Here is a 21,758-nt window from a genome sequence, read left to right on the forward strand (position 1 = left end):
TGTACGAGTGAGGCCCCTGCGGGCTCTCACGTGGCGGTGTCGCCGGGCGTATCCGGCCGGGGGTCGTCCCCGGGCCGGGGCAGGTCGCCCGTCGCTCCAGATGTGGTGTCCTGCTGAGCGGGCCCCCCGGCGGCGGACCCCTTGAGGTCCCGGCCGGCCCGCTCGCTCTCGATGAGCTCGTTCAGCCAGCGCACTTCGCGCTCCACGGACTCCATCCCGTGGCGCTGGAGCTCAAGCGTGTAGTCGTCGAGGCGCTCCCGGGTCCGGGCAAAGGAGGCACGCATCTTCTCGAGGCGCTCCTCCAGCCGGCTGCGGCGGCCTTCCAGCACGCGCATGCGGACGTCGCGCGACGTCTGCCCGAAGAAGGCGAACCGAGCGGCGAACGTCTCGTCCTCGTACGCGTCCGGTCCCGTCTGGGCGAGCAGCTGCTCGAAGTGCTCCTTGCCCTCCGCGGTCAGCCGGTAGACGATCTTGGCGCGGCGTCCCGTCAGCGGAGCGGCGAGGGCGTCCTCGGTGGTGTTCCCCGGCTCCTCGATCAACCAGCCGTTGGCGACCAGCGTCTTGAGGCAGGGATAGAGCGTCCCGTAACTGAACGCACGGAACACACCCAGTGACGTATTGAGTCGTTTACGCAGCTCGTACCCGTGCATCGGCGCCTCGCGGAGCAGGCCGAGTACGGCGAACTCGAGGATTCCGGAACGCCGGCTCATCGTCGCCTCCCCTCTGCCCCGGTCGCGCCGCGACGGACTCGTGTGCGGCTCGGAGCCGCCTTTATGTCGAGCTGATGTATCGACTCGATACATCACGACGATAGAACGACCTTCCGGGGGCGACAAGAGGGGGGAGGGTGAACGGGATCACATCACCGTTTCGTTGCGAGCAAGTTGCCTGATTTGAGGTGAACTTCTGGGCCCGGTGGGTTTTGGCGGTGCGTAGTCTGTGCGCCATGCAGACCACCGGGAACCGAGTGACGACTGGGGGCGTCCCTGTCCCCGGTGCGGTACGGGTGAATGCGCCGAGCGCCGCACCCGTACTTCAGGGGGACCGGAAACCAGCCGCCGTTTCCAGGCGCGCAGAGGTGCGCCTGCCCGAGGAGTAGTCGTTCGATGAGCGAGCACCGTCGCAAACCGCCGCAGCCGCAGGGAGGCGGACGTGCCGCGGCCCGACGCGGCCAGTCCGGCTCGTCCTCCGGCCGCCGAGCGGCACCGCGAGGCGCCACCGGATCTGCGTCCGATGCCTACGGGTCGGGCGCCCGCGACGCGGGGGGTGAGGCCCGCCCGTACGGCAGTCGTGCCGAGGCGCGGCGTGCGGCACAGCGGGGAGGGTCCCGCCGCGCCGCCGGGCCCGGACGCGGACGCGCGGCCCCTCCGGCCAAGAAGAGAGTCATCGACTATCCGCGCCACGACAAGGACGGCTGGCGCCGCTGGATGCCGTCCTGGAAGTTCGTGTCCGGCCTGTGCCTCGCCTTCTTCGGCAGTCTCGTCGCCGTAGCGGGGATCGGGTACGCGATGGTGAGCGTCCCCAGCGAGGAGAACGCCATGGCGTTGTCCGAGAACAATGTCTACTACTGGGCGGACGGCAGTCAGATGGTCGCCACGGGCAGCGGCCAGAACCGGCAGAACGTCACCCTCGACCGGATCCCCGAGGCCATGCGCTGGGCGGTGATCTCGGCCGAGAACAAGAGCTTCTACACCGACTCGGGCATCGACCCCATGGGCATCGCCCGTGCGCTCGGCAACATGGCGCGCGGCGGTGACACCCAGGGTGGTTCGACGATCACCCAGCAGTTCGTGAAGAACAACTACCTGTCCCAGGAACAGACGCTCTCCCGGAAGTTCAAGGAGATGTTCATCTCGATCAAGGTGGGCGCCAAGCTCTCCAAGGACGAGATCCTCCAGGGCTACCTGAACACCTCCTACTACGGGCGTGGCGCCTACGGAATCCAGGCCGCTGCCCAGACGTACTACGGCAAGGACGCGGTCGACCTCACACCGAGCGAGTGCGCCTTCCTCGCGGCCCTGCTCAAGGGTCCGACGTACTACGACCCGGCCGGCAACCAGAGCATCGACAGCTCGGCCACGCCCGAGGCGAACCGCGAGCGTTCCGAGGAGCGCTGGGCCTGGATCCTCGAGCAGATGCACACCGACGAACGCCTCTCCACCGCGGAGTACCAGCAGGCGATCAAGAAGTACCCCATGCCCCAGGGCCGCAAGGCGATCAAGGGCATGACCGGCCAGATCAGCTACCTGGTCGACACCGCGAAGCGGTACGTCCTGAAGAACTCCGACCTCACGGAGGCGCAGTTCGACCAGGGCGGCTACCAGATCTACACGACCTTCGAGAAGTCCAAGGTCGATGCGCTGGCCAAGGCGGTGCGGAAGGTCGAGAAGGAGAACATCGACCCGAAGCGCGAGAAGGACCAGCACGTCCAGTTCGGCGCGGCCACGGTGAAGCCCGAGGACGGCGCGATCGTCGCCCTGTACGGCGGCGCCGGCTTCGAGAACGGCCACTTCAACAACAACGCCGACACCCAGGGCGTCCCCGTCGGTTCGACGTGGAAGCCCTTCGTGCTCGCCGCCGCGATGCAGCACGGCACGTACAAGACCAACGGTGTGGGCGTCTCACCGGCCAGCAAGTACAACGGCAACGACAAGCTGAAGATTCTGAACAACGACGGCTCCTACGTCCTCAAGAAGGACAACACGCCGTTCCTCCAGAAGAACGAGAGCGACCACCCGTGGGGCTACATCAGCCTCAGGAAGGCGATGGAGCAGTCGGTCAACACTCCGTTCGTGCAGCTCGGCATGGACGTGGGGATGAAGAAGGTGGCGGACGTCGCCGAGAAGTCCGGCATCCTCAAGGACAGCTTCGCCGGACTGAACGCCTCGTTCGCGCTCGGTACGTCCACGCCCAGCGCGATCCGCATGGCGGACGCGTACGCGACGTTCGCTGCGTCCGGCAAGCAGGCCGACCCGTACTCGGTGACCATGGTCAAGCACCAGGGCTCGGAGCTCCCCGGCTTCGAGAAGCCGCGGGTGGAGCAGGCGATGCCCGAGAACGTGGCGAACAACGTCACCGACGTGCTCGAGAACGTGATCGAGAACGGTACGGCCCAGTACGCCAAGGAGCTGGGGCGGCGGGCGGCCGGCAAGACGGGTACCACGGACGAGAACAAGTCGGCCTGGTTCGTCGGCTACACCCAGCAGTTGTCGACCGCGGTCGCGATGTTCCGTGAGGACCCCAAGAGCCACAAGCTGCTCTCCATGAACGGCACGGCGGGCAAGGACTCGATCCACGGTGGTGACATCCCCACCGAGGTGTGGACCGAGTTCATGAAGATCGCGCTGAAGGGCGAGCCCGACCCCGGATTCCCCAAGGCCGAGAAGATCGGTGAGGTCGCCGACGGCGTCGGCGCCCCGTCGCCCACCCCGACCGTCACGGAGACCGAGGAGACGACGCCGTCGGCGACTCCGACGCCCACGGAGACGGTGACCACTTCGCCGTCGCCCACGGAGACAGAGACCTGCGGGCCGTTCGACTTCCGTTGCCGGGACGAGGAGGAAGAGGACGGCGGGACCGAGAACGGTGGCGGTGACAACGGAGGCACCGACGGAGGCGTGACCACGTCGCCCGACCCCTCCGAGTCCGAGGACCCCGGCGGGTCCAGGGGCGGCGACAACGGCGGCGGCTTCCTCGGAGGCACCGACGGCTGAGCCGTTCCCGCCCTGTAGGGGTGTTTCACGTGAAACAGGGGCCGCCGTACCCGACGGGTACGGCGGCCCTCGCCGTATCACCGGGCAGGTACGGCAGGATGTGCGGCATGCCCAGTGGAAAAACGACGCAAGCGAGCGTCCACGAGCCGGACCCGGTGCGGCCGACGGAGGAGGACCGGGTCGCGGCGGCCGGCAGCGAGCTGATCGGGGGACCGATCGGTCGGCGTGCCCTGCTCGGCAGATCCTGGTGGACCCCGGTGCGGGTGATCGCGCTCGTGGCGATCGGCGTGTTCGCGCTCGGACTGATGCAGAAGGCGCCTTGTTACAACGGAGCCTGGTTCTTCGGTGCCAGTTCGCAGTACACGCACGCCTGCTACTCGGACATCCCGCACCTGTACCAGGGGCGTGGCTTCGCCGACGGGCTGGTGCCGTACTTCGACCGGCTCCCCGGGGACATGGAGTACCTCGAGTACCCGGTGCTGACGGGCGTGTTCATGGAGGTGGCCGCCTGGCTCACCCCGGGCAGCGGCAGCATCCAGGACCAGGCACAGTGGTACTGGATGGTCAACGCCGGGATGCTCATGGCGTGCGCGGCCGTCATCGCCGTGTGCGTGACGCGCACCCACGCGCGGCGTCCCTGGGACGGCCTGCTCGTCGCCCTCGCCCCGGCCTTCGCGCTGACCGCCACCATCAACTGGGACCTGCTGGCGGTCGCTCTGACGGCCGCCGCGATGCTGATGTGGTCGCGGGGGCGTGCCCTCGCCTTCGGTGTCCTGCTGGGCCTCGCCACGGCCGCCAAGCTCTATCCCGCGCTGCTCCTCGGGCCGCTGCTCGTGCTGTGCTGGCGCGCGGGCCGGTGGCGGCAGTACGGCACGGCGCTCGCCGGGGCCGCCGTCGCCTGGATCGTCGTGAACGGGCCGGTGATGCTGTTCGCCTTCGACGGCTGGTCGAAGTTCTACACGTTCAGCCAGGAACGCGGCGTCGACTTCGGTTCGTTCTGGCTGATCCTGGCCCAGAACTCGGACGACCCGCTCGCCACCGAGACGGTCAACACCCTCGCGACACTGCTGATGCTGCTGTGCTGCGCGGGCGTGGCGGCCCTGACGCTCACGGCTCCGCGCCGGCCGCGCTTCGCCCAACTGGCCTTCCTGATCGTCGCGGCGTTCATCCTCACCAACAAGGTCTACTCGCCGCAGTACGTGCTGTGGCTGGTGCCGCTCGCGGCGCTCGCCCGGCCCAAGTGGCGGGACTTCCTGATCTGGCAGGCCTGCGAGGTGGCGTACTTCCTGGGCATCTGGATGTACCTCGCGTACACGACCAGCGGGGACGCCCACAAGGGGCTGCCCACCGACGGCTACCACTGGGCCGTCGGCGTGCACCTGGCGGGGACGCTCTACCTCTGCGTCATGATCGTCCGCGACATCCTGATGCCGGATCGGGACCCGGTGCGCCGCTCCGGCGGTGACGACCCCTCGGGGGGCGTTCTGGACGGCGCCGAGGACGTCTTCGTGCTCGGCCCCGCGGCGCGTCCCGCGCGGCACGCGGCCCACTCCGAGGGGCCCCAGGTCGACTGGGGCGGAACAGAGGCCCAGGGAGGTTCGCTCTGAGCGAACCGCCGCCGTCGGGCGGTCGTCCCGGGACCACGCGAAGGGCCGTGCACGGAAATCCGTGCACGGCCCTTCGCGTGGTCCCGGCGTTGTCTCAGCGGTCGACGAGCCGGTCGAACTGCGTGGTGGTGTGCCGCAGATGGGCCACCAGTTCCTCGCCGACCTTGGGCTCCGGGGCGTCGGCCGGCACGAACAGGATGGACACCTGCATGTGCGGCGGCTCGGCGAACCAGCGCTGCTTGCCCGCCCACACGAACGGCGAGAGATTCCGGTTGACGGTCGCGAGGCCGGCCCGGGCGACGCCCTTGGCGCGCGGCATGACGCCGTGCAGGGCCTTGGGGGCCTCCAGACCCACCCCGTGGGACGTCCCGCCCGCCACGACCACCAGGAAGCCGTCGGAGGCGGCCTTCTGCTGCCGATAGCCGAACCGGTCGCCCTTGACGACGCGCGTGACGTCCAGGACCGCGCCGCGGTACTCGGTCGCCTCGTGGTCCCCGAGCCAGAGCCGGGTGCCGATCCGGGCGCGGAAACGGGTCTGCGGGAACTGCTGCTGGAGGCGGGCGAGCTCGTCGGCCTTGAGGTGGCTGACGAACATCGTGTGCAGCGGCAGACGGGCCGCCCGCAGACGGTCCATCCAGCCGATGACCTCCTCGACGGCGTCGGACCCGTCGGTGCGGTCCAGCGGGAGGTGGAGGGCGAAGCCCTCCAGCCGGACGTTCTCTATCGCGGCGTGCAGCTGGGGCAGGTCCTGCTCGCTGATGCCGTGCCGCTTCATCGAGGACATGACCTCGATGACGACGCGGGCACCGACCAGGCCGTACACGCCGTCGACCGACGACACCGAGCGGATGACCCGGTCGGGCAGCGGCACGGGCTCCTCGCCGCGCCGGTACGGCGTCAGCACCAGCAGGTCACCGCCGAACCAGTCCTTGATCCGCGCGGCCTCGTACGTCGTGCCGACGGCCAGGACGTCCGTGCCCAGCCGGGTGGCCTCCTCGGCGAGCCGCTCGTGGCCGAAGCCGTAGCCGTTGCCCTTGCAGACCGGGACGAGCCCCGGGAACTGCTCCTGCACGTGCTTGTGATGCGCCCGCCAGCGCGCGGTGTCGACGTAGAGCGTGAGCGCCATGGCCGGACCTGGAACCTTTCTCGTGGCTGCGGTGTAACAAAGGTATGGGAGGCGACGAAGCCGTCGGGGCTACGAAGACGCATACCGCGGCGAAGCGCGGGTCAGCGGCGCGACATGTAGATGTCGAGCGCCTTGTGGAGCAGCTTGTTGAGCGGGAAGTCCCACTCGCCGAGATACTCGGCCGCCTGGCCGCCGGTGCCGACCTTGAACTGGATCAGACCGAAGAGGTGGTCGGTCTCGTCCAGCGAGTCGGAGATGCCGCGCAGGTCGTAGACGGTGGCGCCGAGCGCGTAGGCGTCGCGCAGCATCCGCCACTGCATCGCGTTGGAGGGACGGACCTCGCGGCCGATGTTGTCGGAGGCGCCGTAGGAGTACCAGACGTGCCCGCCGACGATCAGCATGGTCGCCGCGGACAGGTTCACGCCGTTGTGCCGCGCGAAGTACAGCCGCATGCGGTTGGGGTCCTCGGTGTTGAGGGCCGCCCACATCCGCTGGAAGTACGACAGCGGGCGCGGCCGGAAGCGGTCGCGCACGGCCGTGATCTCGTACAGACGCTGCCACTCGGGCAGGTCGTCGTAGCCGCCCTGTACGACCTCGACGCCGGCCTTCTCGGCCTTCTTGATGTTGCGGCGCCACAGCTGGTTGAAGTTCTTGTGGACCTCTTCGAGCGAGCGGTTCGCCAGCGGCACCTGGTAGACGTAGCGCGGCTGGACGTCGCCGAAGCCGGCGCCGCCGTCCTCGCCCTGCTGCCAGCCCATACGGCGCAGCTTGTCCGCGACCTCGAAGGCGCGGGGCTCGATGAAGTCGGCCTCCAGGTCGCGCAGACGCTTGACGTCCTGGTCCTGGATGCCCCGCTTGATGGTCGCGGCCTCCCAGCGCCGGATGATCACCGGCGGGCCCATCTTCACGGAGAAGGCGCCCTGCTGCTTCAGGTGGGCGAGCATCGGCTCGATCCACTCCTGGAGGTTCGGCGCGAACCAGTTGATGACCGGGCCCTCGGGCAGGTAGGCGAGGTAACGCTTGATCTTGGGCAGCTGCCGGTAGAGCACCAGACCGGCGCCGACCATCTCGCCGGTGCGGTCGTCGAACCAGCCGAGGTTCTCGGAGCGCCACTCCGCCTTGACGTCTGCCCAGGCCGGGACCTGCATGTGGCTCGCCGACGGCAGGCTCTGGATGTACGCCAGATGCTGCTCGCGACTGATGGTCCTCAGGGTCAGGCTCATTCGGGGCGCTCCTCGGGCTGGTGTGTCCCCATGGGTTCAGGGGCTCCGGCTCTCGCGCGAAGCCTACTGCGCCTCGGGTGCGGCCCGGTTGGGCGCACGGGACCTCGGCCCCGGCCGGCCGTCGGCCGGGGCCCTCGACGATGTGCGGTTGGGGGTGCGGACGTCAGGCGATGACTCCGCCGAAGAGACCGCCGCGCGCCATGCCCAGGAAGAACCCGATCCCCGCGAGGCCGAGGCCCAGGATCAGCCCGAAGCGCTCACGCGTCGTGACGGAGATCCACTGGCCGTACGCCCCGGTGAGGAGGCCCACCAGGCCGGTCCAGGAGCTGAGCAGGTGCAGGTCGTGGAACTGCGCCGAGATGAAGGACGTGAGCCCCAGCACCAGGGTCACCGCGAGCAGGGTGTACTGGAGCGGGTGGGGCTTGCCGTCGGTGGCGAAGAGTCCGCCGGCGGTGTTGGGTCGCATTGCCTGTGCCATGGGCACCTCCTGCGAAGGGCGGCGCATCGTAGCGCCGTACACACCCGATGTGTCCAGATTGACGGGCTTCACGGCCAGATTTCAACCGGAAGCCGCTGTGCGGGTACTCTGTAGCGTCTGCACCGGTGTCTGTCCGGACAGAGCCAGGCGGGAGCAGGAGCGGGTCATGGCCCCTCCGTCCGGCCCGGCGGACCGCCGCCCGGCTCGATTGTCAGTGGCGGCTGTTCTACTGACAGACATCGTTGCGCAACGCATCACGACCCTCCTGCCACGGAACGACCGTGGCCGCTGAGTCCAAAGGAGGTGGGTTCCACATGCGTCACTACGAGGTGATGGTCATCCTCGACCCCGATCTCGAGGAGCGCGCTGTCTCCCCGCTGATCGAGAACTTCCTCTCTGTCGTCCGTGACGGCGGCGGAAAGGTCGAGAAGGTCGACACCTGGGGCCGTCGTCGTCTCTCGTACGAGATCAAGAAGAAGCCCGAGGGCATCTACTCGGTCATCGACCTGCAGGCCGAGCCTGCGGTCGTCAAGGAGCTCGACCGCCAGATGAACCTGAACGAGTCGGTCCTCCGGACCAAGGTCCTCCGTCCCGAGACCCACTGAGCGTCTCCGCTCGGTTGATCCCGGGATCCGAGTAGCAGCAAGCAGCCAGCAGCAAACCCGCCGAGAGGTTCCCCCATGGCAGGCGAGACCGTCATCACGGTCGTCGGCAATCTTGTCGACGACCCCGAGCTGCGCTTCACCCCGTCCGGTGCGGCCGTCGCGAAGTTCCGTGTCGCGTCGACCCCCCGCACCTTCGACCGTCAGACGAACGAGTGGAAGGACGGCGAGAGCCTGTTCCTGACCTGCTCCGTCTGGCGTCAGGCGGCGGAGAACGTCGCCGAGTCGCTCCAGCGAGGCATGCGCGTCATCGTGCAGGGCCGGCTGAAGCAGCGGTCCTACGAGGACCGTGAGGGCGTCAAGCGCACGGTCTACGAGCTGGACGTCGAGGAAGTCGGCGCCAGCCTGCGCAACGCCACGGCCAAGGTCACCAAGACCACCGGCCGCGGTGGCCAGGGCGGCTACGGCGGCGGTGGCGGCGGCGGCCAGGGCGGCGGCGGCTGGGGCGGCGGCCCCGGCGGCGGCCAGCAGGGCGGCGGCGCTCCCGCGGACGACCCGTGGGCGACCGGTGCTCCCGCCGGTGGTCAGCAGGGCGGTGGCGGCGGCTGGGGCGGTGGCTCCGGCGGCAGCGGCGGCGGCTACTCGGACGAGCCCCCCTTCTAGGGCGGGCCGTACCCACACTTCTTGATCACACAGGAGAAACACCATGGCGAAGCCGCCTGTGCGCAAGCCTAAGAAGAAGGTCTGCGCGTTCTGCAAGGACAAGGTCACGTACGTGGACTACAAGGACACGAACATGCTGCGGAAGTTCATTTCCGACCGCGGCAAGATCCGTGCCCGCCGCGTGACCGGCAACTGCACGCAGCACCAGCGTGACGTCGCCACGGCCGTGAAGAACAGCCGTGAGATGGCGCTGCTGCCCTACACCTCCACCGCGCGATAAGGGAAGGGTGACCCACTCATGAAGATCATCCTCACCCACGAGGTCTCCGGCCTCGGCGCCGCGGGCGACGTCGTCGACGTCAAGGACGGCTACGCTCGCAACTACCTGGTTCCGCGGAAGCTCGCGATCCGCTGGACCAAGGGTGGCGAGAAGGACGTCGAGCAGATCCGTCGTGCTCGCAAGATCCACGAGATCCACACCATCGAGCAGGCCAACCAGGTGAAGGCCCAGCTCGAGGGCGTCAAGGTCCGCCTGGCCGTCCGCTCCGGCGACGCCGGCCGTCTCTTCGGTTCCGTCACCCCGGCCGACATCGCTTCGGCGATCAAGGCCGCCGGTGGTCCCGAGGTCGACAAGCGCCGCATCGAGCTCGGTTCGCCGATCAAGACGCTGGGCGCCCACGAGACGTCGGTGCGTCTGCACCCCGAGGTTGCCGCCACGGTCAACATCGAGGTCGTCGCCGCCTGAGGGCAGCGCTCGCTGAAGCAGTGAGCACGGGGGCCGCATCCGTCAGGGTGCGGCCCCCGTCGCATGGGTGCGGTGTTTCACGGTTCATGTGAACCGTCCTGAGAGCGGTGTTCCACGTGAAACGCTCAGCGTGCGGCGCCCGTGACGACCCAGCGGCCCGAGCGTGAACGCAGCCACAGGGTCAGCATCCGCACGGTCATCATCAGTGTCATCGTGGCCCACAGCGCGGTGAGGCCACCTCCGAGAACGGGCACCAGCAGGGCGGCCGGGGTGAACACCGCGAGGGTGACCAGCATCGCCCAGGCCAGGTACGGCCCGTCGCCCGCGCCCATCAGGACGCCGTCCAGGACGAAGACGATGCCGCAGATCGGCTGGGACAAGGCCACGATCACCAGGGCGGGCAGCGCCGCGTCCTTCACGGCGGCGTCGCCGGTGAAGAGTGACAGGAACACCGGGCGGGCCAGGACGACGAGCATGCCCAGAAGGACACCGACGGCCACACCCCACTCGACCATGCGGCGGCACACGTCCCGCGCACCTTGGGCATCACCGGCTCCCAGATAACGCCCGATGATGGCCTGCCCCGCGATGGCGATGGCGTCGAGGGCGAAGGCGAGCAGGCTCCACAGGGAGAGGATGATCTGGTGGGCCGCGATGTCGGAGTCTCCCAGACGGGCGGCCACCGCCGTCGTGATCATCAGGATCGCCCGCAGCGAGAGCGTCCTCACCAGAAGGGGAGCGCCCGCCTGGGCCGAGGCCCGGATCCCGGCGACGTCCGGCCGCAGGGAGGCTCCGTGCCGACGTGCGCCCCGCAGCACCACGCCCAGATAGACCACGGCCATGCCGCACTGCGCGATGACCGTGCCCCAGGCGGACCCGGCGATGCCGAGGCCGGCGCCGTAGACCAGGACGACGTTGAGAATGCCGTTGGCGACGAAGCCGGCGACCGCCACGTACAGCGGGGTCCGGGTGTCCTGCAGTCCACGGAGCACACCGGTGGCCGCGAGCACGATCAGCATGGCCGGGATGCCGAGCGCCGAGATCCGCAGATAGGTGGTGGCGTACGGGGCGGCGGTCTCGGAGGCCCCGAAGAGGTTCACGAGCGCCGGTGCCGTGGGGAGGACGGCAGCCATGACGGCGGCGCCGAGCAGCAGGGCCAGCCAGATGCCGTCGATGCCCTGACGGATCGCGGCGGGAAGGTCACCGGCGCCCACCCGCCGGGCGACGGCCGCCGTGGTGGCGTAGGCGAGGAAGACGAAGACGCTCACCGCGGTCACCAGGAGGGCCGACGCGACGCCGAGTCCGGCGAGCTGTGCCGTGCCGAGATGGCCGACGATGGCGCTGTCCGCCATGACGAAAAGAGGCTCGGCGACGAGGGCGCCGAAGGCCGGGACGGCCAGCAGGACGATCTCTCGGTCGTGCCGACGGCGAGCGGCCTTGGGGCGCGCGGGGGCCTGTGTCATGTGCACCAATCTAATCATCCACAGGTAAGAGATGCCAACTGATTATGACCCTTACTTCGTGGCTCAGGGTGTGGGGTTGTGTACACCTGTTGAACCGATCTTGATCCGTGTGGGGAAGTTTTTCTTCTGCACAGCCGGTGGATGGCAAAGAAGCAGGTCAGAGTGTTCTTCACAGGGTGCTCGAGGGCTTGTTCACAGCGCTGTCCACCGGCTCGTGCACAGGTTTCGCGGAGTTCTCCACAGCTCTGGGCCAGTCGTCCACACGACCTGTGGATAACCAGATTGGCTGACGGTGCCGACGGGCCTACGGTGGTCCGGCGCCTGCTCCGTCCACCGGATCCGGAAACGTCACAAAACCGGCGTCCGACAAGCGGAGTCGGCCCCCCTTATCTGTCAGTGCCGTGCCGTAGAACTGAGACGCACGGCGAGATCCGCTCCGGCGGACGGGAGGAGGTGGCTCGGTGAGCATTTCCGAGCCCTTGGACGACCCCTGGGCCGACAGCGGTCCCAGTGATCGTCTGCCCGCCTCCCGCCGCACGGGTGATCACGGCAGGGGCCGCGACGAGCAGCACGACCGCGGCCCGGACCGGGGAGTGTGGGACGGCCCGGGCTCCGCCTTCGAGCGGGTCCCGCCCCAGGACCTGGAGGCCGAGCAGTCCGTGCTGGGCGGCATGCTGCTGTCCAAGGACGCCATCGCCGACGTCGTCGAGATCCTCAAGGGCCACGACTTCTACAAACCGGCCCACGAGACCATCTACACCGCGATCCTCGACGTCTACGCCAAGGGCGAGCCGGCCGACCCGATCACCATCGCCGCCGAGCTGACCAAGCGCGGCGAGATCAACAAGGTCGGCGGGGCGTCGTACCTGCACACCCTCGTGCAGACGGTGCCGACAGCGGCCAACGCGGCGTACTACGCGGAAATCGTGCACGAGCGGGCGGTGCTGCGCCGCCTGGTCGAGGCGGGCACGCGCATCACGCAGATGGGATATGCGGCCGACGACGACGTCGACGAGATCGTCAACCGCGCCCAGGCGGAGATCTACGCCGTCACCGAGCAGCGCACCAGTGAGGACTACCTGCCGCTCGGCGACATCATGGAGGGCGCCCTCGACGAGATCGAGGCGATCGGGTCACGCAGCGGCGAGATGACGGGCGTCCCCACCGGGTTCACCGACTTCGACTCGCTCACCAACGGGCTGCACCCCGGTCAGATGATCGTCATCGCCGCGCGTCCCGCGATGGGCAAGTCGACGCTCGCGCTGGACTTCGCGCGGGCCGCCTCCATCAAGAACAACCTGCCCAGCGTCATCTTCTCGCTCGAGATGGGCCGCAACGAGATCGCGATGCGTCTGCTGTCCGCGGAGGCCCGCGTCGCCCTGCACCACATGCGGTCCGGCACGATGACCGACGAGGACTGGACCCGCCTGGCCCGCCGGATGCCGGACGTCTCGGCCGCGCCCCTCTACATCGACGACTCGCCCAACCTGTCGATGATGGAGATCCGCGCCAAGTGCCGGCGGCTCAAGCAGCGCAACGACCTCAAGCTGGTGGTCATCGACTACCTCCAGCTCATGCAGTCGGGCGGTTCCAAGCGGGCCGAGAGCCGGCAGCAGGAGGTCTCGGACATGTCCCGTAACCTCAAACTGCTCGCCAAGGAACTGGAGATCCCGGTCATCGCGCTGTCGCAGCTGAACCGAGGTCCCGAGCAGCGCACGGACAAGAAGCCGATGGTCTCCGACCTGCGCGAGTCGGGCTCCATCGAGCAGGACGCCGACATGGTCATCCTGCTGCACCGCGAGGACGCCTACGAGAAGGAGTCCCCGCGCGCCGGCGAGGCCGACCTGATCGTCGCCAAGCACCGAAACGGCCCGACGGCGACCATCACGGTCGCCTTCCAGGGCCACTACTCCCGCTTCGTCGACATGGCGCAGACCTGAGCGACGGCCGGCACGGGTTTCCGGATCCCGTGGCCGCTTCCCACTCAGCGATGGCCACTGCGTGGGGTGAAGGACACAGGACGGAAGCCCTTTTTCCTCCAGCTCAACCCAGTGCGCAGCGATCGAGTGCGGCACGGACCCGGTGGAGCCCCTCCACCCTCCAGTGGCCCCGGTCAGGCATCTGGTCGGCTCGGCGCCAGCGCCAGGCCGAGAACATCGCCCAGTTCAGGGCGCGGCACCGTTGAACCAGGCCGTGGTCAGCCCCCGCATAGTGCTCCCCCACTTCCTCAGGAGCATGGGCGAGGTCGAACTCGATCGGCCCACGGCAGCACGTGGCGAGGTCCACGAGAAGCGGTCCTCGCCTCGTGTTGAGGAGATTGCCCGGATGCGGCTCGCCGTGCAGCAGCTGGTCGCCGGTTCTGTCGCAGCTGATCGTGGCGCTCAGGCCCTCGAGTGTGGTGCTGAGGAGCTCCCGGTCGGAGTCAGGTAGCTCGGGGGATCGTTCCGGGTCGTTCACCTCTTTCAGCGCCGCGGTGACTCGGTCGGTGAAATGCGGTGCGTCCAGATCGATCTGGCGCAGGGCGGCATGGTGCCGCATCAGCACGTCTGCGTAGTCGGCCGGCGCGATCTCTGACCCCACAGGTTCGTAGTAGGTCCAGAGCGAGACGGCGAAGGCGTCACGCACATGGATGCGGGGCTGGATCCGAGGATCGAGCTCGGCCGCCGGGGCGCCGACGTCGGCGAGACGGTGGGCGACCTCCACTTCGAACTCGGAATCAGCCAGATGCCCCGAAGGCGCGACCCGGGCGAGAACATCACAAGGGAGCAGGCGCAGCGCGACCCGGTCCGAGTTGTGGACGACGACGGCGTCGTCGGCCTGAAGTCCCAGAGCCGAAGCGGTCGCCCGTCCTGCCGCCATTGCTCGGCGGAGTTCTGACGGCTCCATACCGTTCTCCCTCATCGTTGAGTACGCCTGCGCGCCCGGGGACAACAGCGACGTCCCCGAGGTCTTCATGAGCACCGGCCGGACCCCGGACCCCGGACCCAGGCCCGGCGATAAGCATCGCAAAGCAGGACCCGCACAGGCCGGGGGATTCATTCGGCCGACCTTGTGACCGGTGGCCGGCAACGGTCGTCACAGACGCGGTTCGCGTACAGGCCCCGGTCAGGACGTCCCCCGCCGTTCTCGGCAGGGTGGTGTTCTGACGGGACCGGTCGCCGTCACGTGGATCTGACGTACCTGCTGAACTGGTGGCATGACGTCACCCCAGGAAGAACTGCTGCCCAGTACGCGGCGCGCGCTGCTGCACCGGATCGCCGTCGCGCAGAGCGAAGGGCGGACGCCGTCGCTCGTCGCGACCGTGGTGCGGGGCGGAAGGACCGTGTGGAGCGGGGCCCGGACCTCGGTGGAGGGGGAGGTCCCGGACGACGACGTCCAGTACCGGATCGGCTCGATCACCAAGACCTTCACCGCCGTTCTGGTGCTGCGGTTGCGGGACGAGGGTCTGCTCGACCTCGCCGACCCGCTGGAGAAGCACCTGCCGGGCACCGGCGTGGGCGAGGTGACCGTCGTCGACCTGCTCGCGCACCGCGCCGGACTGGCCGCCGAGACGCCCGGCCCTTGGTGGGAGCGGACCCCCGGCTCCCTGCGCCCCGTACTCGCCGACGTCCTCGGCGAGCGTCCCCTGGTTCACCCGGTGGGGCGGCGCTTCCACTACTCGAACCCCGGGTACGCGCTCCTCGGCGCGCTGGTCGAGAAGCTCCGCGGGGCGCCGTGGGCGGACGTCCTGCGGCGGGAGGTGCTCGACCCTCTGGGGCTGCGCCGCACGACCGTGGAGCCCGTGGCGCCGCACGCGGGCGGCTGGGCCGTGCATCCGTGGGCCGACGTGATGCAGCCCGAACCGCTGGAGCACCTGGGCGTGATGGCCCCCGCCGGGCAGCTGTGGTCCACCACCGGTGACCTGGCCCGCTTCGCGGCCTTCCTGGCCGCGGGGGACGAGCGGGTACTGAGCGCCGAGTCGGTGCGGGAGATGCGGACGCCGGCGGCGCCGGCCGAGGCGGCGGACGTGGCCGACGGTTACGCGTACGGCCTGGGCCTGGAGCTGCGCCATCAGCACGGCAGGGCGCTCGTCGGCCACACCGGCTCGCTTCCGGGGTTCCTGGCCTGTCTGACGATGGACCTCGCGGACGACGTCAGCGCGGTGGTCCTCGCCAACTGCACGTCCGGGCCGGCGCCGTTCACGGTCGCCGCGGACCTGGTCCGGATCGTCGCGGAGGCGGAACCCCGTATCCCCGTGCCCTGGCGACCGCTGCGAAAGGCCGATCCCGCCGTGCTCGACCTGGTGGGGCAGTGGTACTGGGGGACGTACGCCTTCGGGCTGCGGCTGTCGGCCGACGGGCTGCTCGCGCTGGAGCCGCTCTCCGGGAAGGGGCGGCGCTCACGCTTCCGTCCGGACGGCGCCGGCGGCTGGGTGGGGCTCGAGGGCTACTACGCCGGGGAGGTGCTGAAGCCCGTGCGGCGTCCGGACGGCTCGGTCAGCCATCTCGACCTCGGCTCGTTCGTGTTCACCCGGCAGCCGTACGAGGAGGGCGCCCCGGTGCCCGGCGGCGTGGACACGGAGGGGTGGCGGGGCATCCCGTAGTCGGCGGCCCGTGGACCCGGCCGGGTCCGGTGGCTTACCGGACACACGCAAGCGGCCGTGTTTCACGTGAAACACGGCCGCTTTTCTCACAGAGCCAGCTTGAAGCCCACATGCGAGGCCGTGAAGCCGAGCCGCTCGTAGAAGCGGTGGGCGTCGGTGCGGGTGTTGTCCGAGGTCAGCTGGACCAGCCGGCAGCCCTCGCGGCGAGAGGTGTCGATCGCCCACTCCATCATCCGGCTGCCCAGACCGCTGCCGCGTTCGTCCGCATGGACGCGCACGCCCTCGATGATCGACCGCGTGGCGCCTCGCCGGGACAGTCCGGGAATGATGGTGAGCTGGAGCGTCCCGACGACCCGCCCTCCCCGGACGGCGACGACAAGGTGCTGGTTCGGGTCGGCACGCAGCCGGTCCATCGCGGTCAAGTAGGGTGCGAGGTCGTCAGGTGACTCGCGTCGCGCACCCAGCGGGTCGTCCGCCAGCATGGCGACGATCGCCAGGACGTCGTCGGTGGTCGCGGGCCGTATCTGAAGGTCTCCCATGCCGCGCACCCTATGCGGGCACGGGCGCCTTCAGCGTCTCCACGACGTGGACCAGCGGGGCGAGGTCGGGGTTCTTCGCCGCCTCGTCGAGCGCCTCGCGCAGCGCGGTGTCGTTGGTGGGCCGGGCCTCTTCCAGCAGCTTGAGGCCAGCCTCGGTGACGTCGGTGTAGATGCCGCGCCGGTCGGTGGGACAGAGGTAGCGCTCCAGAAGACCGCGGTCCTCGAGCCGGGTGACCAGCCGGGTGGTGGCGCTCTGGCTGAGCACGACCGCGTCGGCGACCTGCTTCATCTGCAGATGGCCGCCCTCGCCGGCGTGCTGCCGGCTCAACACGTCGAGCAGGGAGTACTCCCGCACGCTCAGATCGTGCCGGGCCTGCAGGGCGCGCTCGATGTGGGTCTCGATCCTCCCGTGCAGCAGCGAGAGAGCGCACCAGCCCTGGGCGAGGGCGGTGAGTGCGGGATCCGTGGCTGTCATGGGGCGATTCCTCCGTCCAGCAGCGTCTGACACCAGGGTAGAGCACAGGTGAAATATCCCGCGCTTGCAGATATCCCGCGTCTGCAACTATTGTCGAGTCTCGTTAAGCGCTCCCGCAATCTCCGGAAGGTCTGTTCCCTCATGCCTCTCGCGCTTCTGGCCCTCGCGATCGGGGCCTTCGGGATAGGCACCACCGAATTCGTGATCATGGGCTTGCTGCCCGAGGTCGCGGGCGACTTCGGTGTCTCCATCCCCACCGCCGGTTACCTGGTGACCGGCTACGCCCTGGGTGTCATGTTCGGCGCCCCCCTGATGACCGTGCTCGGCACCAAGATCTCCCGGAAGCGCATGCTGATGCTGCTGATGGGCCTCTTCGTCGTCGGGAACCTGCTCTCGGCGCTGGCCCCCACCTTCGGCCTCATGCTGACCGGACGGGTGGTCGCGTCCCTGGCCCACGGCGCCTTCTTCGGCATCGGCTCCGTCGTCGCCGCCGACCTGGTCGCCCCCGACAAGCGGGCCGGCGCCATCTCTCTGATGTTCACCGGTCTCACCGTCGCCAACGTCGTCGGCGTGCCGCTGGGCACCCTGGTCGGCCAGTCCCTCGGATGGCGCGTCACCTTCGGCATCGTCGCCGCGCTCGGCGTGGTCGGCCTGCTGGGCGTCGCCAAGCTGGTGCCCGACATGCCCAAGCCCGAGGGCGTGCGGCTGCGCCACGAACTGGCCGCCCTGAAGAACATGCAGGTCCTGCTCGCCATGGCGATGACCGTGCTCGGCTTCGGCGGCGTCTTCGCGGCGATCACCTACATCGCACCGATGATGACGCACGTCGCGGGCTTCGCCGACGGCTCCGTCACCTGGCTGCTGGTGCTGTTCGGCCTCGGCATGGTCGGCGGCAACCTCGTCGGCGGCAAGTACGCCGACCGCGCCCTGATGCCGATGCTGTACGTGTCCCTCGGGGCCCTCGCCGCCGTCCTGGCGCTGTTCACCCTGACCGCCCACAACAAGATCGCCGCGGCCGTCACCATCGCCCTCGTCGGCGCACTCGGCTTCGCCACCGTCCCCCCACTGCAGAAGCGGGTCCTGGACCACGCGCACGGCGCTCCCACCCTGGCCTCGGCGCTCAACATCGGCGCCTTCAACCTGGGCAACGCGCTGTCCGCCTGGCTGGGCGGCCTGGTGATCGCCGCCGGGCTCGGCTACACCGCCCCCAACTGGGTCGGCGCCGTCCTCGCCGCGGCTGCCCTGGCGCTCGCCGTCCTCTCGGCCGGCCTCGAGCGCCGCGAGCGCGCGGCCGGCACACCGGCCGCCGGCACGGCCCCCGCGGAGCGGCCGACCGTCGCCACGCGCTGACCCGCGACGCCGCCGGGCGTGGGGCCAGGGCCGTCCCCGCACCCACCGTCCCCCCTTCCGTCCGTCACGACGGACACCGCACGAACCGCAAGGAGAACCACCTCATGACCACCACTGCCGTCGCCCCGCTGACCACCACGGACGCCGAAGCCCTCGTCACCGCCGCGGTCGAGGCCGCCGAGAAGGCCGGTGTCACCGTCAGCGTGACCGTCCTCGACGCGGGCGGGCACCTGCTCGCATTCCGCCGGGACGACCGAGCTGTGCTGATCTCCGGTGAGACCAGCACGCGCAAGGCCTACACCGCGCTGCAGCTGAACACGCCCACCGCCGACCTGGTGGACGCCGTGCAGCCCGGCGGGCTCTTCCACACCCTGCCCACCGCCCTCGACCGGCCGCTGCTCTTCATCGCCGGCGGCGTGCCCGTACGGCGTGACGGCCGGCTGATCGGCGCCGTGGGCGTCGGCGGCGGCGCCCCGGAGCAGGACCACGGCTTCGCCACCGCCGCTGTGGAGTCCCTCGCCTGACGACGGACGCCAACCCCGCACGACGTACGGCACAGCCGTACAAGGCGTGGCAACGCCCGTACGGCGCATCGCACGGCGACGCCGGTCCCGCAGGCATGCGGGACCGGCGTCACCGTCTGCGTACCGTCAGGCGGCCGCCACCGTCACCGGGGCGAACCGCCGGCTCCAGTCCCCCGGCAGTTCCGTGATCCCGTGCGTCATGACGGCGTTGAACGCGACTGGCGCGAGGCCGCGCTCCTTCACCCAGTCGAGCAGCTCGCGGTGCCGTACGTCGATGTCGGTGCGCAGGGGGCGGTTGGTGTGGGCGGCCAGCGAGGCGATGAGTGCCTGGGCGGTCGTGGTGTCCCGGGCGATCAGCGGGCCCACGACATGGGTGTTCATGTTGGGCCAGGCGGCGGCGTAGCCGATGATCCGTCCGTCCTCTTCGGCCACCCGCAACTGGTCCGCGAAGGCGGGCAGGCGGGTGACGATGTGCGTCCGGTCCGTGCCGAACACCTCCTCGTCGAGCCGCAGGATCGCCGGAAGGTCGTCGGCGGTGGCCGTGCGGGTCAGGACGTCCGGCCGGCCGGACGGGACGAAGTGGCCGCGCACCATCTCGGCCTGACCGGTGACCTTGAAACCGAGCTCCTCGTAGAGGGGCCGGCCGAGGGGCGTGGCGTGCAAGGTGAGGGGAGTGGGTCCCGCCTCCTCGACGACATGGTGCATCAGCCGGCGTCCGAGGCCCTGCCGGGAATGGCGCTCGGCGACGAGCACCATGCCGATGGCCGCCAGGGAGGGCTGCTCGCGCGGTCCGTACTCGGTGACGACGCAGGCGGCCGCCAGACCGCCGTCGGGGGAGTCGACGCCGTGGCCGCGCCCGGCCGCGAGCAGGAGTCCCCACTTGTGCTCCTCCCGGGGCCACCCCCGGTCCTCGGACAGGTCGGCGCAGGCGGTGAGGTCGCGGAGCGTCAGACGACGGATGGGCAGGGAGTCGAGAGAAGGTGTCGGCACGCAGGTCAGGCTGTCCGACCGGGGCCTTCGGCGTCCACCTGTTTCCGCGGATGCGTGCGTGCTTCCGGCCATCTCGTCCAGGCCGGGATCAGCCCAGGTCGGAGGCGTGGAGCGCGCGAACGCCTTCGATGTTGCCGTCCAGGTAGTGCCGCAGGGAGAGCGGTACGAGGTGGACGGAGGCGATGCCGACCCGGGTGAAGGGCACCCGCACGATCTCGTACTCGCCGGCGGGTTCCTCGACCTCCGGGCCGTGCCGCAGGGACGGGTCCATGGACTCCAGGCGGCAGACGAAGAAGTGCTGCACCTTCACGCCGGTGGAGCCCTCGTCCTCGCCGATGTGCTCCACGGTGTCCACGAAGCACGGCACCACGTCGGTGATCTTGGCCCCGAGCTCCTCGTACACCTCGCGGTGCAGGGCGTGGACGACGGTAGGGTCCTCCGGCTCGACCCCGCCGCCGGGAGTGACCCAGTAGGGGTCCACGCCGGGTTTGGTGCGCTTGATCAGGATCAGATGATCGCCGTCGAGGAGAACGGCTCGGGCGGTGCGCTTGACCACGGGTCGGACGGTCATGGGAGAAATGTGGCCCGGCTGGTTCCACGTGAAACATCGCCGGACGCCCTTGCTCCGGGGCTGCCGGACGCCGGGGCGGCGACGACTGTGTCAGCACCAGTCGGCGGCCGCCCGCTCCAGCCACTCGTGGGCCCGTGCGATGTGCGGCATCGCCAGCGTGCCCGTGCGGACGGCCAGGAAGTAGGTGCGCAGCGGAGGCACCGCGGGTTCGTGCAGGGTCACGACCTCGCCGCGCGTCAGCGCGCCCGCGCACAGATAGCGCGGCAGCACCGCGAGACCCGCCCCGGCCGTGGCGCACGCCAGCACGGCCCGCAGGTCCGGGACGATCACCGTGCCCGGACAGACCGGACGGGAGTCGAACACGGAGGCCCAGTAACGGGCGACGAAGGGGAGCGACTCGTGCACCTCCACGACCGGAACCCGCTCGAGGGCGGTCGGCCCGGCCCGGCGGAGCGTCCCGGTGCCGATCCGCTCGGCCCAGTCGGGCGCGGCGACCAGGACGTGCTCCTCGTCGCAGAGCGCGGTGGCCGAGAGCAGCGCACCGCGCGGCCGGATGGTGCTGATGGCCAGGTCGTGGTGGCCGGCGGCGAGTCCTTCGAGGACCTCGTCCACGGTGCCGAAGGAGGCCCGCAGCGCGAAGCCCTGGCCGTCCTCGCCGGTCAGCTCCGTGAGCGCGGGCAGCGCCCGCTCGGCGGTGAACTCGGGAGGTCCGGCGAGGTGCAGGGTACGTAACGAGGAGTCCTGCTCCAGCCCGGACTCGGCTATCTCCACCAGGGCGTCCAGGTGCGGCGCCGCCTTGTGGGCGAGTTCGTCGCCGATCGTCGTCGGCGTCACCCCGCGCGCCTGCCGCAGGAACAGGGGCCGCCCGACCTGCCGCTCCAGCGTTCTGATCTGCGAGGTGACGGCCGGCTGTGAGAGGCCCAGCAGGGCCGCCGCGCGCGTGAAGGAACCGGCCCGGTGCACGGTCACGAAGGTCCGCAGCAAGGCCAGATCCACGGCACGCACCCCTCCCTCGTCGACCCCGCCGCAGTCCGGACGGGCCCAACTATAAATATGTCGATAGGCCGCTGTCGCTCCAGTGATTGGACACTGACAGTGAGTCAACTA

Annotated in this window: 21 protein-coding genes; 10 read left to right on the plus strand and 11 right to left on the minus strand. The window is 69.7% G+C overall.

Going from position 1 to position 21,758, the window contains the following annotated elements:
* Positions 1-26: 26 nt before the first annotated feature.
* On the minus strand, positions 27-710 hold the full coding sequence (locus C1708_RS16525; protein WP_106413407.1) for a PadR family transcriptional regulator: 684 nt from the start codon (positions 708-710) through the stop codon (positions 27-29).
* Positions 711-1,106: 396 nt separating this feature from the next.
* Here C1708_RS16525 and C1708_RS16530 point away from each other — a divergent pair, with 396 nt between their 5' ends.
* Positions 1,107-3,713, plus strand: a complete 2,607-nt coding sequence (locus tag C1708_RS16530) for a transglycosylase domain-containing protein (RefSeq protein ID WP_502696066.1) — start codon at positions 1,107-1,109, stop codon at positions 3,711-3,713.
* Positions 3,714-3,811: 98 nt separating this feature from the next.
* Complete coding sequence (locus tag C1708_RS16535; protein WP_106413409.1) at positions 3,812-5,320, plus strand: glycosyltransferase family 87 protein; 1,509 nt, start codon at positions 3,812-3,814, stop codon at positions 5,318-5,320.
* Between the two features lie 94 nt (positions 5,321-5,414).
* Here the strand turns inward: C1708_RS16535 and C1708_RS16540 are convergent, their stop codons facing one another.
* The 3 genes from C1708_RS16540 to C1708_RS16550 all read right to left on the minus strand — a co-directional run bounded on the left by C1708_RS16540 (position 5,415) and on the right by C1708_RS16550 (position 8,147).
* Positions 5,415-6,446 (minus strand): alanine racemase, encoded by a 1,032-nt coding sequence (locus tag C1708_RS16540; RefSeq protein WP_106413410.1) that lies wholly within the window; start codon positions 6,444-6,446, stop codon positions 5,415-5,417.
* 101 nt (positions 6,447-6,547) lie between these two features.
* Complete coding sequence (femX, locus tag C1708_RS16545) at positions 6,548-7,669, minus strand: peptidoglycan bridge formation glycyltransferase FemX (RefSeq protein ID WP_106413411.1); 1,122 nt, start codon at positions 7,667-7,669, stop codon at positions 6,548-6,550.
* 163 nt (positions 7,670-7,832) lie between these two features.
* On the minus strand, positions 7,833-8,147 hold the full coding sequence (locus C1708_RS16550; protein ID WP_106413412.1) for a hypothetical protein: 315 nt from the start codon (positions 8,145-8,147) through the stop codon (positions 7,833-7,835).
* A 314-nt stretch (positions 8,148-8,461) separates the two neighbouring features.
* On the opposite strand from C1708_RS16550, the gene rpsF reads away from it, so the two are divergent.
* From rpsF to rplI, 4 genes are all read left to right on the plus strand, one after another.
* Positions 8,462-8,752, plus strand: coding sequence for a 30S ribosomal protein S6 (rpsF, locus tag C1708_RS16555; protein ID WP_004985983.1), 291 nt, complete (start codon positions 8,462-8,464; stop codon positions 8,750-8,752).
* 75 nt (positions 8,753-8,827) lie between these two features.
* Positions 8,828-9,412, plus strand: a complete 585-nt coding sequence (locus C1708_RS16560) for a single-stranded DNA-binding protein (protein WP_019525359.1) — start codon at positions 8,828-8,830, stop codon at positions 9,410-9,412.
* 43 nt (positions 9,413-9,455) lie between these two features.
* Positions 9,456-9,692 carry a 30S ribosomal protein S18 gene (gene rpsR / locus C1708_RS16565; protein WP_003949403.1) on the plus strand — a complete coding sequence of 79 codons (237 nt, stop codon included), beginning with the start codon at positions 9,456-9,458 and terminating at the stop codon, positions 9,690-9,692.
* Between the two features lie 18 nt (positions 9,693-9,710).
* The gene (gene rplI / locus C1708_RS16570) at positions 9,711-10,157 is read left to right on the plus strand and encodes a 50S ribosomal protein L9 (protein ID WP_106413413.1); all 447 of its coding nucleotides are present in this window, start codon (positions 9,711-9,713) and stop codon (positions 10,155-10,157) included.
* 125 nt (positions 10,158-10,282) lie between these two features.
* On the opposite strand, the gene C1708_RS16575 is transcribed toward rplI, so the two are convergent.
* Positions 10,283-11,620, minus strand: a complete 1,338-nt coding sequence (locus C1708_RS16575; protein ID WP_106413414.1) for an MATE family efflux transporter — start codon at positions 11,618-11,620, stop codon at positions 10,283-10,285.
* A 461-nt stretch (positions 11,621-12,081) separates the two neighbouring features.
* Between C1708_RS16575 and dnaB the strand changes: the two genes are divergently transcribed.
* Complete coding sequence (gene dnaB, locus C1708_RS16580) at positions 12,082-13,560, plus strand: replicative DNA helicase (RefSeq protein ID WP_106413415.1); 1,479 nt, start codon at positions 12,082-12,084, stop codon at positions 13,558-13,560.
* Between the two features lie 103 nt (positions 13,561-13,663).
* On the opposite strand, the gene C1708_RS16585 is transcribed toward dnaB, so the two are convergent.
* A complete protein-coding gene (locus tag C1708_RS16585; RefSeq protein ID WP_106416333.1) occupies positions 13,664-14,506 on the minus strand; it encodes a phosphotransferase in 843 nt (280 codons plus the stop codon).
* Between the two features lie 310 nt (positions 14,507-14,816).
* Here C1708_RS16585 and C1708_RS16590 point away from each other — a divergent pair, with 310 nt between their 5' ends.
* Positions 14,817-16,202 (plus strand): serine hydrolase domain-containing protein, encoded by a 1,386-nt coding sequence (locus C1708_RS16590; protein WP_106413416.1) that lies wholly within the window; start codon positions 14,817-14,819, stop codon positions 16,200-16,202.
* A gap of 86 nt (positions 16,203-16,288) precedes the next feature.
* On the opposite strand, the gene C1708_RS16595 is transcribed toward C1708_RS16590, so the two are convergent.
* Both C1708_RS16595 and C1708_RS16600 read right to left on the minus strand, forming a co-directional pair.
* Positions 16,289-16,741 (minus strand): GNAT family N-acetyltransferase, encoded by a 453-nt coding sequence (locus C1708_RS16595; protein ID WP_106416334.1) that lies wholly within the window; start codon positions 16,739-16,741, stop codon positions 16,289-16,291.
* 10 nt (positions 16,742-16,751) lie between these two features.
* Positions 16,752-17,216 (minus strand): MarR family winged helix-turn-helix transcriptional regulator, encoded by a 465-nt coding sequence (locus C1708_RS16600; protein ID WP_106413417.1) that lies wholly within the window; start codon positions 17,214-17,216, stop codon positions 16,752-16,754.
* A gap of 141 nt (positions 17,217-17,357) precedes the next feature.
* Between C1708_RS16600 and C1708_RS16605 the strand changes: the two genes are divergently transcribed.
* Both C1708_RS16605 and C1708_RS16610 read left to right on the plus strand, forming a co-directional pair.
* Positions 17,358-18,566: an MFS transporter gene (locus C1708_RS16605; protein WP_106413418.1), complete on the plus strand. Its 1,209-nt coding sequence runs from the start codon at positions 17,358-17,360 to the stop codon at positions 18,564-18,566.
* Positions 18,567-18,670: 104 nt separating this feature from the next.
* Positions 18,671-19,090, plus strand: coding sequence for a GlcG/HbpS family heme-binding protein (locus C1708_RS16610; RefSeq protein ID WP_106413419.1), 420 nt, complete (start codon positions 18,671-18,673; stop codon positions 19,088-19,090).
* Between the two features lie 126 nt (positions 19,091-19,216).
* Here the strand turns inward: C1708_RS16610 and C1708_RS16615 are convergent, their stop codons facing one another.
* The 3 genes from C1708_RS16615 to C1708_RS16625 form a co-directional block, all read right to left on the minus strand.
* The gene (locus C1708_RS16615) at positions 19,217-20,080 is read right to left on the minus strand and encodes a GNAT family N-acetyltransferase (protein WP_106413420.1); all 864 of its coding nucleotides are present in this window, start codon (positions 20,078-20,080) and stop codon (positions 19,217-19,219) included.
* An 88-nt stretch (positions 20,081-20,168) separates the two neighbouring features.
* Entirely contained in the window at positions 20,169-20,651 is a 483-nt protein-coding gene (locus C1708_RS16620; protein WP_006134039.1) for an NUDIX domain-containing protein, read from the minus strand.
* A gap of 90 nt (positions 20,652-20,741) precedes the next feature.
* A complete protein-coding gene (locus C1708_RS16625; protein WP_106416335.1) occupies positions 20,742-21,647 on the minus strand; it encodes a LysR family transcriptional regulator in 906 nt (301 codons plus the stop codon).
* Between the last annotated feature and the right edge of the window lie 111 nt (positions 21,648-21,758).

It is taken from the genome of Streptomyces sp. DH-12 (assembly GCF_002899455.1).
Taxonomy (GTDB): domain Bacteria; phylum Actinomycetota; class Actinomycetes; order Streptomycetales; family Streptomycetaceae; genus Streptomyces.